The organism is Blautia sp. HCP3S3_B11 (assembly GCF_052064435.1).
Classification (GTDB): Bacteria; Bacillota; Clostridia; order Lachnospirales; family Lachnospiraceae; genus Blautia_A.
The window spans coordinates 1-12,616 of record NZ_JBQHVP010000033.1 but is presented as its reverse complement, the minus strand read 5'-3'; the positions used below and the strand labels follow the sequence as shown (position 1 = coordinate 12,616).

At 36.5% G+C, this 12,616-nt stretch carries 16 protein-coding genes, 1 tRNA gene and 1 rRNA gene; 14 read left to right on the top strand and 4 right to left on the bottom strand.

What is annotated here, in order from left to right; translation table 11 throughout:
* Both ACTNC0_RS17750 and ACTNC0_RS17745 read left to right on the top strand, forming a co-directional pair.
* Positions 1–91: ribosomal RNA gene (locus tag ACTNC0_RS17750) — 23S ribosomal RNA — on the top strand; the annotation flags it as partial.
* Positions 92–229: 138 nt separating this feature from the next.
* A tRNA-Trp gene (locus ACTNC0_RS17745) sits at positions 230–300 on the top strand.
* Between the two features lie 137 nt (positions 301–437).
* Here the strand turns inward: ACTNC0_RS17745 and ACTNC0_RS17740 are convergent.
* The gene (locus tag ACTNC0_RS17740) at positions 438–1,679 is read right to left on the bottom strand and encodes a tyrosine-type recombinase/integrase (protein ID WP_441088428.1); all 1,242 of its coding nucleotides are present in this window, start codon (positions 1,677–1,679) and stop codon (positions 438–440) included.
* Between the two features lie 829 nt (positions 1,680–2,508).
* Between ACTNC0_RS17740 and ACTNC0_RS17735 the strand changes: the two genes are divergently transcribed.
* The 5 genes from ACTNC0_RS17735 (at position 2,509) to ACTNC0_RS17715 (ending at position 6,817) form a co-directional block, all read left to right on the top strand.
* A complete protein-coding gene (locus ACTNC0_RS17735; RefSeq protein ID WP_441088427.1) occupies positions 2,509–3,510 on the top strand; it encodes a hypothetical protein in 1,002 nt (333 codons plus the stop codon).
* A 21-nt stretch (positions 3,511–3,531) separates the two neighbouring features.
* Positions 3,532–3,789, top strand: a complete 258-nt coding sequence (locus ACTNC0_RS17730; RefSeq protein WP_441088426.1) for a hypothetical protein — start codon at positions 3,532–3,534, stop codon at positions 3,787–3,789.
* A 57-nt stretch (positions 3,790–3,846) separates the two neighbouring features.
* Positions 3,847–4,017, top strand: a complete 171-nt coding sequence (locus ACTNC0_RS17725) for a hypothetical protein (protein WP_441088425.1) — start codon at positions 3,847–3,849, stop codon at positions 4,015–4,017.
* A 64-nt stretch (positions 4,018–4,081) separates the two neighbouring features.
* The gene (locus ACTNC0_RS17720) at positions 4,082–6,001 is read left to right on the top strand and encodes a phage/plasmid primase, P4 family (protein ID WP_441088424.1); all 1,920 of its coding nucleotides are present in this window, start codon (positions 4,082–4,084) and stop codon (positions 5,999–6,001) included.
* Between the two features lie 636 nt (positions 6,002–6,637).
* A complete protein-coding gene (locus ACTNC0_RS17715; RefSeq protein WP_278604202.1) occupies positions 6,638–6,817 on the top strand; it encodes a hypothetical protein in 180 nt (59 codons plus the stop codon).
* Positions 6,818–6,933: 116 nt separating this feature from the next.
* Here ACTNC0_RS17715 and ACTNC0_RS17710 read toward each other — a convergent pair whose 3' ends face one another.
* Together ACTNC0_RS17710 and ACTNC0_RS17705 are read right to left on the bottom strand one after the other, a co-directional pair.
* The gene (locus ACTNC0_RS17710) at positions 6,934–7,410 is read right to left on the bottom strand and encodes a J domain-containing protein (protein WP_441088423.1); all 477 of its coding nucleotides are present in this window, start codon (positions 7,408–7,410) and stop codon (positions 6,934–6,936) included.
* 97 nt (positions 7,411–7,507) lie between these two features.
* The gene (locus tag ACTNC0_RS17705; RefSeq protein ID WP_441088422.1) at positions 7,508–7,885 is read right to left on the bottom strand and encodes a hypothetical protein; all 378 of its coding nucleotides are present in this window, start codon (positions 7,883–7,885) and stop codon (positions 7,508–7,510) included.
* A 111-nt stretch (positions 7,886–7,996) separates the two neighbouring features.
* Here ACTNC0_RS17705 and ACTNC0_RS17700 point away from each other — a divergent pair, with 111 nt between their 5' ends.
* The 7 genes from ACTNC0_RS17700 (at position 7,997) to ACTNC0_RS17670 (ending at position 11,339) form a co-directional block, all read left to right on the top strand.
* Positions 7,997–9,013, top strand: a complete 1,017-nt coding sequence (locus ACTNC0_RS17700) for an MSCRAMM family protein (RefSeq protein WP_441088421.1) — start codon at positions 7,997–7,999, stop codon at positions 9,011–9,013.
* Positions 9,014–9,072: 59 nt separating this feature from the next.
* Positions 9,073–9,432 (top strand): hypothetical protein, encoded by a 360-nt coding sequence (locus ACTNC0_RS17695; RefSeq protein ID WP_441088420.1) that lies wholly within the window; start codon positions 9,073–9,075, stop codon positions 9,430–9,432.
* Positions 9,398–9,763 (top strand): hypothetical protein, encoded by a 366-nt coding sequence (locus tag ACTNC0_RS17690; protein WP_441088419.1) that lies wholly within the window; start codon positions 9,398–9,400, stop codon positions 9,761–9,763. The genes ACTNC0_RS17695 and ACTNC0_RS17690 overlap by 35 nt, the downstream gene beginning before the upstream one ends.
* Before the next feature lie 23 nt (positions 9,764–9,786).
* Positions 9,787–10,098 carry a hypothetical protein gene (locus tag ACTNC0_RS17685; RefSeq protein ID WP_441088418.1) on the top strand — a complete coding sequence of 104 codons (312 nt, stop codon included), beginning with the start codon at positions 9,787–9,789 and terminating at the stop codon, positions 10,096–10,098.
* Between the two features lie 34 nt (positions 10,099–10,132).
* Positions 10,133–10,471, top strand: coding sequence for a hypothetical protein (locus ACTNC0_RS17680; RefSeq protein WP_441088417.1), 339 nt, complete (start codon positions 10,133–10,135; stop codon positions 10,469–10,471).
* Positions 10,472–10,548: 77 nt separating this feature from the next.
* Positions 10,549–10,875, top strand: coding sequence for a hypothetical protein (locus ACTNC0_RS17675; RefSeq protein WP_441088416.1), 327 nt, complete (start codon positions 10,549–10,551; stop codon positions 10,873–10,875).
* Positions 10,876–10,913: 38 nt separating this feature from the next.
* Positions 10,914–11,339 (top strand): hypothetical protein, encoded by a 426-nt coding sequence (locus tag ACTNC0_RS17670; protein WP_441088415.1) that lies wholly within the window; start codon positions 10,914–10,916, stop codon positions 11,337–11,339.
* Positions 11,340–11,385: 46 nt separating this feature from the next.
* On the opposite strand, the gene ACTNC0_RS17665 is transcribed toward ACTNC0_RS17670, so the two are convergent.
* Complete coding sequence (locus tag ACTNC0_RS17665) at positions 11,386–12,522, bottom strand: CAP domain-containing protein (RefSeq protein ID WP_441088414.1); 1,137 nt, start codon at positions 12,520–12,522, stop codon at positions 11,386–11,388.
* Between the last annotated feature and the right edge of the window lie 94 nt (positions 12,523–12,616).

Genomic DNA, 12,616 nt, shown 5'->3' with positions numbered 1-12,616 from the left:
CCCCTTGAAGACGACGAGGTAGATAGGGCAGAGGTGGAAGTGTGGTAACACATGGAGCTGACTGTTACTAATCGGGTGAGGGCTTGACCAAAAAAGCTGAGTGACGGAGTCACGAAGTGACCCCCGCGGAGTACTGTATATGACAATACTCAATCGGCAACGCAGGAAGTTAATTCTCAAGGAATGTTGACATGTATGTAGTTTTGAGAGTATATAAAATATACTTTGTAGGGGATTGGTCAAATGGTATGATAGGGGTCTCCAAAACCTTTGGTGGGAGTTCGATTCTCTCATCCCCTGCTCTAAGGAACGTTCGAAAGCCTTGTATTTACTGGGTTTCGGGCGTTTTCGATTTTTCGGTCAAAATCAAATCTAATCACAAATCTAATCATAGGGTCTAATCACCTCTTTTCTTACGGAAAAATCATCAAAAATCTTTAAAAGGATATAATTTTGTTCAATTTTTCCAGATTTTCTTTATCCGAATTGATACAGTAGTGATAATATTTTTGTGTAGTTGCAATGTCTGTGTGACCTACCTGTCCCTGAACAAAAGCATCATCGACCTTTTCAGAGAGCAATTTACTGATATAAGAACGTCTGATCTTGTGAGTTGATCTTGGAAGAATATTTATTTCTTTACACTGTTTCTGCAACCAGTAGTTGATCTGCTTGGATGTTACACGCTTTCCTGCAATGGAAATAAGGTATTCGCTATCTTTTGACAGTGCTTTCAGTTTATCCAATACCTGTTGTGCTGCTTCCGGGATTAAAATGTCTCTTATACTTTCGTCTGTCTTGGGGAAGTCTTTTACACCCATGGTACGTTTTTTTAATACCTTATCGTAATAGTTGTATTCGGTACGGCAGATATGTAAACATTGCTTACTTTTATTATCTTCTGGCTTTAAGGCTGTTAATTCTCCTACTCGCATACCTGTATAAATCTGTAAAAGTACAGCTAAATTCTTTACAGATTCTTCCTGTTCCAGATGCGAAACAAGGTTGCGCATTTCATCCAACGAAAAGACCTGTGTCTCTTTCTCTTTGATTACTTTCTTGAAGATATTCTTTGGCAATGCCAAATCTTGAAAGAATAATGCAATACTGAAATCTGTATACTTTTCTCTTAAAGCATACTTAAATACACCATTTAACAGAGTTCGCAAACCAGAGTATGCCTTTACCGTCAGTTCTTTTTGGCTGATAGTTTTCTTGATAAATCTCTCCAAATCGCTGTTGGTTACATCACAAAGCCGGATTTTACAGAACGGTTCATCTGCTGGAAAGAAGCGTTTGAAATCGTTCTGATATCGGCATAAAGAACTGGCTTCGATTTCCCTGAATTCCTCTTTTTCCTGTATCCATTCAAAATAAACTTCTCGAAAACATGGTTTGGTCACTACTTCTCGGTAGTATTCTACGATCATGTCCTCTAATGCTTCCCTTGTAGAACGGCTCTTTAACACACGCCCCTTGGGTTTCTCTGCATCTGGCAGGTAGGTAAACCAACGTTTATCCTTTTCGCCCTGCCAGATGTCAAATGTATGTTTACTTAATAATTCCTGTCTTTTACGCATTTCCATTTTGCATTGGATGGTATCAGTATCAATTAAACCATTTTCAATTGCAAAATTCAAAATATCCTGATTCGAGTACATCTGTTTTGCTGGTTGCACTGATACCACCTCCTTTTTCTGCAACACTGAATGTTAATAAAATGCGTTATTGTTCTGGTCTTTTTATGGCATTACTATAACGCATAATTTTTAGAATGCAATGGCACTTCCAGTGGTGTTTCCAATTTTTATGGTGTCATTTCGACTCATAAATGAGTCGATTTTCACCAATATTTTTTTTAATTATTAAATTTTTATAAACTGGAAAATGCCCCACTTTGACTGCAAAAAGTGTGAAAAAGTAATATTTTTACGCAGCAACCATGTGTAAATCATCGTTTTCAATAAGTTATTGGAAGCAGGCATACACGCAAACATGGCACAACAGTCCAGTAATTATTCAATTTTTGCTGGAGATCGTTTTCGCAAGTTTCTGGGTTGTAATAACTAAGCATAGCTAAGGCTCCTTTCTGGTTAAAAAAAGTGATTTGTATCATTTCTACTCCCGCGCGTAGCGTTTGCTTTTTAATAGGAAATTTCTATGGTAAGTTTTAGGACTGTTGTAAAATTGCACAAACCTATGATAGATGCGGACTTACAGCGTGTTTGTTGTGATTATTCAGTGATTTTTTAGTAGATGAAAAAACGCACATAAATGAGTCTTTTTTTTACACACTCAAAAAATGTAGTTTTTTCATCATTTTTCCCTATTTTATGCGCTTTTCACGAATTTAAATTACATTTGTAAACCCTCTTGTAAATTGATTTTTTGTGTGTTTTAATAGGCACACACGAAATAGTGTTGCAATTTTCTAGTCGCGGCAGGAAATGTGCAGATATAAAATGCAATTTATGATTTTGTTAGATTATTTGCGAAAGGAGTATAACTATGGTAACAAGGGGAATTGTGCTTAGAGCATTGGATTTAGTTCATTGGTTACAGAATCTTGTAGATGCCTGTGTGCTGGAATGTAACGGTACACCAGATACAGACCTTACTATACGGACATTAGCAACAGAATTTTCTGAACTGCGATTAGATACAGAATCCTACTACACAACAGGACAGAGAATAGCAGGCTTTGTACCGGAAATTTCTAAACGCATTATTGCAGGAATTAAGAAACCCGGCGTTATAAAATGTATTTCTGATAAGTTAGAAAATTACGTAGAATTGTGGAAACCAGACATTGGTGTCTGGATGGGGATTTATCCATATAGATATTGTTACGATAACGGAAAAGTATACAGACGGATATGCCGGAATGGTGAGAAAGCTGCTGTTGATTGTAATTCTAATGCAGTATTAGAAAAAATCATTGAAATTCATGGCAGACTGGAAACGGCTAATAAATCTTCACATGAATATGAAAAGTTGGAATTTGAGTTAAAAAACTTAGAATACAACTATGATTGGCTGACTTTTATGGAATCGTATTACTGGGAATTGGAAATGAAATACGAACCTGAAATGCCGGATTATGAAAAACTGGATATGGAACTGCAGGAAACAGCAACGGATGCATGGCAGAGTTACATGGAAGCAAAACAGGATGCGGAAGTTATGATTCTGGAAACAATAAAAAAAGAATATTTTCTGGAAGATGCGAAAGAACTTAGTAAACAGTTAGATTTATTTATTAACAACATAAAAGATTTGTTCTTGGGATTGTGTAACTACGATCCTGATGCAGAAGCTGTTTTTTGCAGCAAAATGCTTATGTGGGGTCATTATAATGATGAGTATTTAACTGATGGAATCAAACCTTTTCTTATCCGTAAACAGCATAAAAGCAATATTGTTAAAAACGCACATGAAATGAAACAGGTTAAAAATTTTGGATTTGTTCCCAGTCCCGATGCAAATATGGGTGCTGTTACAGATCAGTAAAGTTTTACAGGAGATATGGCTATGATGGATAAGATGGAAAAATTGCACATTGCAGAGGTGTTCCAGCAGGAACAGCGGTTCAAGAATGTATTGGATAAAATTCTGGACATGGTTAGTTCGGAAGTGTGTGCAGAAACACTACAGGAACTGGACAAGATTGTGGAAAGTAACACAAAAGAATATGTTTTTGCAGAAGCCAGATATACTGCTGCTGTTTTAAATGATGAAGCAAGAGCAAAAAGACTTACAGACAAGTTGCTGAACAATACATCTATATAAAACGTTATGAAATATAGCTGTCAAAAGACATAGTTAAAAGAATACGAGGGAATTGCTATGAAAAAATTAATTATTACTGATAAATGCGATAACAAAAATACCTTGAAATATTTACAGGTACATATTTACAGTACCATACCAAAATTAAAAGATACGGATGAAGCCAGATCAGTGCAGAAAGCTATGGTGAAAAGAATGCATATTATTAAGGCTTTTCCCAAAATATAATCTTCTACCTATATTGTTACCAATTCACACGGCGATTAAAACGAAATAAGGACGGTGTTCAATTATGAAGAACGGCGATTTACAGGTTGCACCAGAGGACTTTTTTATAAAAGAAATCAGTTATGCATTTGAATTCAGATGTATAACTGTAACTGATGATGCTAAAAACGGCATACATAACGAGGGTGCATTAATAAAAGCAGTAACAGATTTTTACATTAACAGTTACAAAGAAGCAGGTTACAAACTGCCGGAAACAGAACAGATAGCTTCCGAGTGGTCCTATTTAATTAATATAGCTACAAAAACAATCAATCGACATTTAGAAAAAGGTTGTAAATTTACACGTGTTAAGAGTATACCAGCGTATGCAATTGCGCGGTTTATGTTCGAAAAAGAAGAATTTGCAATTATTGATCTGTTAAGCGTTGATGAACGTGATAAACGCATGGAATCTAGCGAAGAAAGTTTAATTTTGGCGAAATATCAGACAAGCGGTGCAAATGCCGGAATTTGGAAAGGTGGGAATAAAGTTGATGATATTCCACATTTTGCTTCGGACTGCTGTAAATATTCCGTTGTATTAAGACCTGTGGATATAAAGCAGATTTTTGATCTGATTCGCAGTTTTTGTGAAGCGGATGATACCAGAAAGCGTGTAAGAACGATTAACAAAAACCTGAGCGCATTTGCAAACGGAATTTTGGACTGGGAAAAGAAAGAACTTATAGAATTTTCGCCAAAATATGTGTTCTTGTCAAAATCTGGTGTTGCATTAAAAAAGAATGCACCAGAACCGCACATTACTGAGCCAGATGGCGAAGATTGGACTTTCGATAAATGGATGGATTCTATTTGTACGGATGATGAAATGAAATTTGCACTTTATGCCCTGTTACAGGCAAGTGTAAGACCGTTTCAGGACTGGCAGAAGATAGTTTTCTTTGTTAATCATGTCGGACGTAATGGAAAGGGAACGTTCGGAGAAGTGCTTAAACAGATTACACCTCGTTGGGAATCTATGAAGTTCTCAGAATTAGGAAGCAAGTTTCAGGCGAAGAGTTTATTGTATGACACACTGTTGATAAGTGACGAAAACGATGCTGGCGATAACGAACGTGCAACCTCGGAAGCATTAGCAAAAGCGCTGGCAACCCACGACGCCATTTCAATCGAAAGCAAGGGTTGTGACAAAATAACAGCAAAACCTTATTTATTACAGATTAATGATTACAATAGCGTACCAAAAATGTTAGATACAACGCAGAGTATGCAGGAAAGACTCTATATGCTCCGGTTTGCCAAAACATTCCGTGGGCGTGAAAAGAAATATATTAAAGAAGATTATTTACATAGAACAGAAGTATTGGAATGGATTGTAAAGCACGTTGCATATGATATGGACTCACTGGAAAGGCTGCCAGAGGTGGCAAGCAATAAAGAACTTGTACAGGAAGTAAAAGAAACAAACAATCCAGTGGAAGCATTTCTATCGGAATTTGATTATAATTTTGGATGGAATTTCGTACCGATGGCAGTCTTATATCAGTTGTATACCTTGTGGTATAAGGGAAGTCATGCCGGTAATAATACCAGACTTGGGGACAGAAATTTTGGCAAAATGATTCGCCAGATCGCTGTTACAAGAGATGATATGGAATGTAAAAAAGACCGTCCGAAAAACAGCGCATATAACACTTCCAAAATGACCTGTCCGGCTCTCTGGAAGTACAGATGGACATACAATGCAGATTATAACGCAGGAAAACTGCCTTTAATTGACGAATGGTTACCCAAAAGTTATGCAAAGGAAGAATATTGGATGGAGAAATGTGAAAAAACAGTTTCGGGGGTATTCTTTCCGAAAGTATCAGCGAACATAGATAAAGAATACAGTACAGAAGATATTTGGGTAAAGAGAATTACAGTGGAAGAAAGACCAAAAGGATATTCGCGAAATGATGTCATGGGCGAAAAAGCATAAACAGAAACATGGAATTATAAATTTCCAGATTAACGGATAAAAATTACAGAGGTAACAGCTCCAAACTGCTACCTCTGTTTCTATGTTTTAATAAAATGAACCCGCCGTCCGCCTTTTTACAGGGAAAAACAGTAACAGCCGTAGGGATTTGTTCCGGTTGTTCCAGTATGTTCCGGTAATTTTAAAGTTACTGGAACATCAAAAAAGCCTGTAAATACAAGGTTTTCGAGCCTTTTGTTCCAGTTGTTCCAGTATTTTTTACATTCTATTATAAAAAATATATTATATATGTTACACGTATATACAAGGAAGTGGAAAATTACTGGAACAACTGGAACAAATGCGTAATAATGTGTCAAAAACATTGAAAAATCAATGTTTTTCGTTGTTCCAGTAACTTAAAAGCTAGTGGAACAACATATAAATTACTGGAACAGAAACATTGCTTACTGGAACAACTCCTCCTGCTGCTTTTTCCATGTAAAAGTGCCGAACAAACAATTTTTGTAAAAAAGATTGCTATTTATCTACATTTTTGTATATTATTTACAAATATTCGCAACTGTTTTTATGAAATATGTTGCATTTTACAAAGAAATGTGATATTATTACATTAAAGATGAAAGGGGTGATTTGATGACAGACAGAATGATTTTCTTAGACACTTTAAGAGAATCTTTACAGAAACAACTGGATGCCTTAGATGTTTACATGAATACCGTAGCGCGAGAAGACTATGATAAAATGTCCGAAGAAGAAAAGAAACGTCGCGAACGTAGAAAAACCAGCATCCTTGGCTTGGAAGATTATCTCTAATTCTTTTTTTACCATAGGTATGGTTTTATACATAAATAATTTTAATCCGTCATCGTCGTAGAAAATGGGGGTATGTGGGTAACATTTTTTGTTATCCATATATCCCCATTTCCATATTAGCAACCAGCAATTGTATTTTGTTTGGATTTTGCACGTACAGTTTCCGTACCGTATTTTGCACGTATGTCATCAATCGGTATTTCTTTTTTATGATGTCGTTTGTATTCTCCATAATGCCACGTCCACGCTTTCTTTTTAGGTGCATAAGTAAATCCCAAGTCTTTCAGTTCCTTTCTGTATTCGTACGAATCAAAAGCCCAAATCCATGTACCAATAATTTCTAATGTAATATTATAATTTATCACGGAATTAAGCATTTCTTTGAACTGCTGGTTCTCTTCTTCCGTAAACTGTGTTTCGCCTGTTTCTGCGGATTTTTTATTTAACAGATCAAAGATTTCATCATATTCTCTGTTGATCTCCTGCGTTATTTCCACACTACCGCCCGGATTATCTGGGTGATATTTTTTCAAAAGTTGACGGTACTTAGTCCGAAGCTCTGCAATTGTATTAATTCCATTAAACCATTTCATAAGGCATACATCCTTTCTTTTTAGTGTTGCTCCCGGCTCTTTTGCGTAAAAAAGTGCCCTACTGGAAACAAGTTCCAATAGGGCTGAATAAATGGTACTATATTCGGAAATCTACTAAATCCATCAGGAAGTTTCCAAGTCTGTATTGGATGTATGTTGCCATTTCGGTACAACCGTATTTTTGTATATCTGTGCATACTTCTTCCAATGCGGAAGTCATCGGTTCCAGAAGCTGTTGGCGTTTTGTAAGTGTCAATCGCTGCCATTCTTTGATGGCATTCTGTTGTCGCCCTCTCATTTCCAAAAGTGCACCAAAAATTTCTTCTTGTAATCTCTCCGCTGTCTTTCCAAACTCAATCTGTTCTTGCGCATAATGGTGTGCGATATAACTATGTACGTTCAGATCACTCATTAATAGCTCAATGTCTTTGTCGTAAGGTCTTTCCATATTTCTGTTTCCTTTCTGTAAAAACATTAAATAGTATCAGACCTGCTCTTGGCAGCGAAGCTGCTTACTTATATGTTGGCTATTTTATGTACAGAATCTGGTTTCAGAGATGTACCAGTATTGCCCCGAAAATAACCAATGAATGACAGGGCAATATTTGGTACATTATCTGGTTCATTTTTGGTTTCAAATATGCCGTACCAGAAAGATACTACATTTACCGTAGAGTTTTCGGATGATATCATTACCTGTAAACCTCTTGAATTAGAGAAGTTGGGTGTAAAGGGCAATCCAATTGAAGGTGTCGTGTACAAAGTAGAATACTTTGATGGCTCTGATGATGCGGATGACCCAGTTAAAACATGGTATTTAACAACTGATAAGAATGGTAAGATTTACATGGATAGTTCTCATGTAAGCACATTACCGCAGTATCATAGTGATACATTCTTTACCTATAAAGGCAATGTGGTGCTTCCGGTGGATGGCTATTTGAAGGCAACAGAAGTGCAGGCACCTGCGGAATATGTGGTAAAAGATACACCTGTAACATTTGTAACGAGCGAAAATCAGGACATGTCAACAATGGTTTACAATGACATGGAACGTTGCAAAGTAAACCTCAAAAAATACGATAACGATGGTAAAGCGATTGCCGGAGTTGAGTTTGAACTGAAGTTTGTAAAAGCTGCCATTCCGTTGACTGACCGTAAGAATCAGTATTTCTCACGATTGTTGGACGAAGGCAAAACCATTGTCCGTTCTACGGACTGGGAAGGCAACTGTTACTTTGATAATCTCGATCAAGGTGATTATGAGATTACAGAGATTAAGACAGCCATGGGACAGACAATGTTGAAAGACCCAATTAAGTTCTCTATTCCATTCAAAATGACGCAGGAAGAAGCGCGTGATTATGGTGAAAACCTTGACATGAGCAAGGCGAAAGAAGATAAGGATTATACAAATAAATTCTTCTTCTTCGAGTGCACCTACGAAATCACGAATACGCCGACATTCCACTTGCCAGAAACAGGTGCAACAGGTACATGGAACTATGGATTTGTTGGATTAGGCATTGCATTAGCAGCAGGTGTTGGTACGGCTGGAACGGTTGTAACGAAACGTCGTAGACGTAAGAAACAGAATAAATAAGATTGTTGAGACAGGGTGCTACGAATGTGGCACCCTGTTGTTAAAAAAGGAGTAATTTTATGAATCAGTTAAAAAATGAGCGTATTCATGATATGCTGAAACAGCATATAATTGTAGATATCAATGAACATATACATGTAGTGGATGGGAAAGTTATTTATTATGAACCAGATACAATAAATTTTGATGATGAGGAACAGGTCAGGAATTTTCTTGGAATGGTAGATGATTTATTTGTGCATGAGTTATATCCTGAACGATATGGACATGGAAATACCATGCTTGTGATAACAGGAGAGAAAAATTGTGCGGATAAGTATGTGAGCATGAATGGAATGCATCATTTTCCACCAGAATTAAAGAAGAAAGTGAAGGTTGCTGTTGATGAATATGAAAAAGGGTCAGGTAATAACGTATGATGTGCAAACATTAATTAGTCAACATTCAATTATCAATGTAGACGAATGTATTCATGTGGTTGATGGAATCTGTATTTATTACGAACCAAATACCATAGATTTCACAGATATAAATCAGGTAAAAGATTTATTTGATTTTGTAGAAACATTTAAACATGATGCATTTTTAAATGAAAGACATGGTAAAAATAATACTTGCATATTTTTATCAGGTGTTGCATCTGAACGTAAAAAAGATGTTGGTTTTGATTATTTAACTGTATTGCCAGAAGATATATTGGAAAAAGTACGAGGTAAGATGTATGGATTATCAGGTAGTTCAGGTGATTAGCTATAAAAGAGTGAGGTAATATTATGGCAATACCAAAATTGAAAAAAAGTAGGCATCATTCTTCAGATGAAATTTTGAAGTTACATCATATTATTTATTTATTACGCGGTATGGATTATAATATTTATGATGCAAGAAGTGTTATTAATGTTATTGAAGATTTTAACTTAGATAAAACAAAATTTGAATATCCATATGATTCTTATGAAAATTTCAAACAGCATGTGTATGCTGGCGAATTCGATGTGGATATTGATTCATTACTCATGTCAGAGGAACACTGTAAAGAACTTGATAAAGTTGTGAAAGAGGGACGATTATGGGTAACATATTAAGATTGGATAATAAGAGCGTGAGAGATGATAGAAAATGAATGATGTACAGAAAATTATAGATATGCATGATATTGTGGATATTGATGATTATATTCATATTGTTGATGGAAAATGTATTTGCTATGAAGCAGATGTTATTGATTTTACAGATATAAAACAGGTACAAGCATTTTTTAATATGGTAGATAATTTGTTTTCTGAACCATTATTAAAAAATAAATATCCGTTAAATGAAACACGTGCAATTATCACTGGAACGAAAAATGTATTTGAAAAATCATTGTCATTTTCCTTAATAAATGACTTTCCGGAAGATATATTGGAAAAGGTACGAGATAAAATGTATGGATTATCATGTAGGACAGGGTGTTAAATTTGAAAGAAAACCGGGTTATACAGGTTATGGTGTTATTTGTGGTGGCAACGATAATTAGTTAGGAGTATTTTATTATGAATGAAGCACAGAAATTGATAAATGAACATCAGTTTGTAAATATTGATAATTATATTTATGTTGTTGATGGTGTTTGTGTAATAATCGAACCGGATAGTTTAGACTTTACAGATGTCAGGCAGTTACAGGATTTGTTTCAGTATGTAGCTGTTTTCAAAACAAATGCGTTCTTAAATGAACGTCGAGGAAAAAATAATACATATATTCATATATCAGGATATGCGTCTGAACTTGAAAAGGCAGTAGGATTTGGTGATATGAGAAATATACCAAACGATAAATTGGATGTAATGCGGGGGTATGATTTATGGAGTTGCAAGTAGGTCAGGCTGTACGATATGATTCGGGGAATCCGAGATATATGCATTATGGCGTTATTGTTGATGTTGATGAAAAATCTGTTGGAATTGTTGATGTGGATTATAAAGATGATTGGGTTCGCTGTTATGATGAAGTTGGAGCAAATTATGAAAGGGATAGAAATAATGTACAATTAAAACATTGTCCACCACCGTTCACTAAGGTTTCGCGAGGTGTACCGGGAAAGGTATATGCTAGGGCTGATATGGAAAATCCTGTTATTTTGCAAAAAAGTTATTTATCTGCATATTCATTGCAGATTTTGGAAAGAGGTACAAAAGTTCCGAATGCTGACATGAAAAAAATTTTTGACCATCCGTGGGAAGATCAGTTACAGAAGCAAAAAACAATGCGTAGACGAAGCGGTATTGATATTAGTAGCATTATTGATAATGAACAGAAAGAGGATGGCATGGAATTTTATTAAAAAAAGAATCCCCACTTGTATGAGTGGGGATTTGTGTTGTACACAATTATGAATTTGGTGTCCAAATTGCTGAAATTGTTTCATTTTCACGTAAAGTAATACCAGTAATTGGAGTTGTATAGATTTGCCATCCTGTTAATGAATATCCAGTTTTTGTAGGTAAAGGAATGTCTTTTGCAAAATGAACAGGCATTTCTGCTGGGAATTGCATAGTATAAACTTCGCTGCCATTTGCAAATGTACCACCATCTGCTTTTAGTGTTAATGTTCGCTTTTCATCTGGACCGGAAGAGAAATCTTGTACCCAGAAATATGTTCCATAACTGTTCTGATAAAATCCAACACCAATGTGTGTACTGGATTCGCATAAGATGGCAGCTTTATGTCCTAAACTGTTCATCCAACCCTGTACAACGGCTTCCGGGGATGTGTAACCACGTGCAATGTTTTCACCATCAGAACAACCTACACCATTTTCGTAAAGTGCAGTACTGGAATCTGTACCATCTGGTCGGTCATGGGAGAATTTAATAGCAATTTCCTGTGCTCGAACCATGGCGGCTTGCTGTAATTTTGCGTGATATTGCAATGGCGCACATCCGTACTTTGCACGCTCGATATTTGTGAGCCGAATAACTTCCTGCGCCATCTGTTCCGGATTTGCAACAGGTTTTGGACTCGGAGTCGGGGCAGGAGTCTCGGTTGGCTTTGGTGAAGGAGACGGTGTAGGAGTAGCTGTCGGCTTCGGACTTGGAGTAGCCGTTGGTTCTGGCTTCTCAGTCGGTTCTGGAGTCGGAGTTGCAGGAGTCTCTGTCGGCTGTGGCTTCGGACTTGGAGTCACGCTCGGTTCCGGCTTTGTAGTCGGCTGCGGCTTCTCTGTAGGCTTCGGAGTCGGTGTGGTCGGCTTTGCAGGTGTATATTTATCTACATATACATCAAGTCCTGCCTGATTGTAGCTGCCGTATACTTTCGTCTTACTGTAGTAAGAACGAACGGTGTAAAAGTTGCTTTTACCACCAACAGGTGCAGTGTCGATGTGCGATGTCTTGGAAGTGGTAGCAATCTTTTGCCATTTACCGTTCAGAGACGTCTTGCGGTAAATAACGTATTTATTTGCGCCACCAGTCTTATCCCAAAAGATTTTTACGGTATTATTTTTCTGCGCCACAACTGTGTATGGCATTACTTGTGAACTTCCATGATAATTAACTCTCGTTTGTATCAGAAAAGGTAATGAAGATGGTAAAAATCCCTTGATTTCAGTGAAAAAATGCGAT

Excerpts from the sequence above, each read along its gene's own strand:
- ACTNC0_RS17735 (WP_441088427.1), top strand. The coding sequence starts at position 2,509 with ATGGTAACAAGGGGAATTGTGCTTAGAGCATTGGATTTAGTTCATTGG.
- ACTNC0_RS17730 (WP_441088426.1), top strand. The coding sequence starts at position 3,532 with ATGATGGATAAGATGGAAAAATTGCACATTGCAGAGGTGTTCCAGCAG.
- ACTNC0_RS17725 (WP_441088425.1), top strand. The coding sequence starts at position 3,847 with ATGAAAAAATTAATTATTACTGATAAATGCGATAACAAAAATACCTTG.
- ACTNC0_RS17720 (WP_441088424.1), top strand. The coding sequence starts at position 4,082 with ATGAAGAACGGCGATTTACAGGTTGCACCAGAGGACTTTTTTATAAAA.
- ACTNC0_RS17715 (WP_278604202.1), top strand. The coding sequence starts at position 6,638 with ATGACAGACAGAATGATTTTCTTAGACACTTTAAGAGAATCTTTACAG.
- ACTNC0_RS17710 (WP_441088423.1), bottom strand. The coding sequence starts at position 7,410 with ATGAAATGGTTTAATGGAATTAATACAATTGCAGAGCTTCGGACTAAG.
- ACTNC0_RS17705 (WP_441088422.1), bottom strand. The coding sequence starts at position 7,885 with ATGTTTTTACAGAAAGGAAACAGAAATATGGAAAGACCTTACGACAAA.
- ACTNC0_RS17700 (WP_441088421.1), top strand. The coding sequence starts at position 7,997 with ATGAATGACAGGGCAATATTTGGTACATTATCTGGTTCATTTTTGGTT.
- ACTNC0_RS17695 (WP_441088420.1), top strand. The coding sequence starts at position 9,073 with ATGAATCAGTTAAAAAATGAGCGTATTCATGATATGCTGAAACAGCAT.
- ACTNC0_RS17690 (WP_441088419.1), top strand. The coding sequence starts at position 9,398 with ATGAATATGAAAAAGGGTCAGGTAATAACGTATGATGTGCAAACATTA.
- ACTNC0_RS17685 (WP_441088418.1), top strand. The coding sequence starts at position 9,787 with ATGGCAATACCAAAATTGAAAAAAAGTAGGCATCATTCTTCAGATGAA.
- ACTNC0_RS17680 (WP_441088417.1), top strand. The coding sequence starts at position 10,133 with ATGAATGATGTACAGAAAATTATAGATATGCATGATATTGTGGATATT.
- ACTNC0_RS17675 (WP_441088416.1), top strand. The coding sequence starts at position 10,549 with ATGAATGAAGCACAGAAATTGATAAATGAACATCAGTTTGTAAATATT.
- ACTNC0_RS17670 (WP_441088415.1), top strand. The coding sequence starts at position 10,914 with ATGCATTATGGCGTTATTGTTGATGTTGATGAAAAATCTGTTGGAATT.
- ACTNC0_RS17665 (WP_441088414.1), bottom strand. The coding sequence starts at position 12,522 with ATGCCATACACAGTTGTGGCGCAGAAAAATAATACCGTAAAAATCTTT.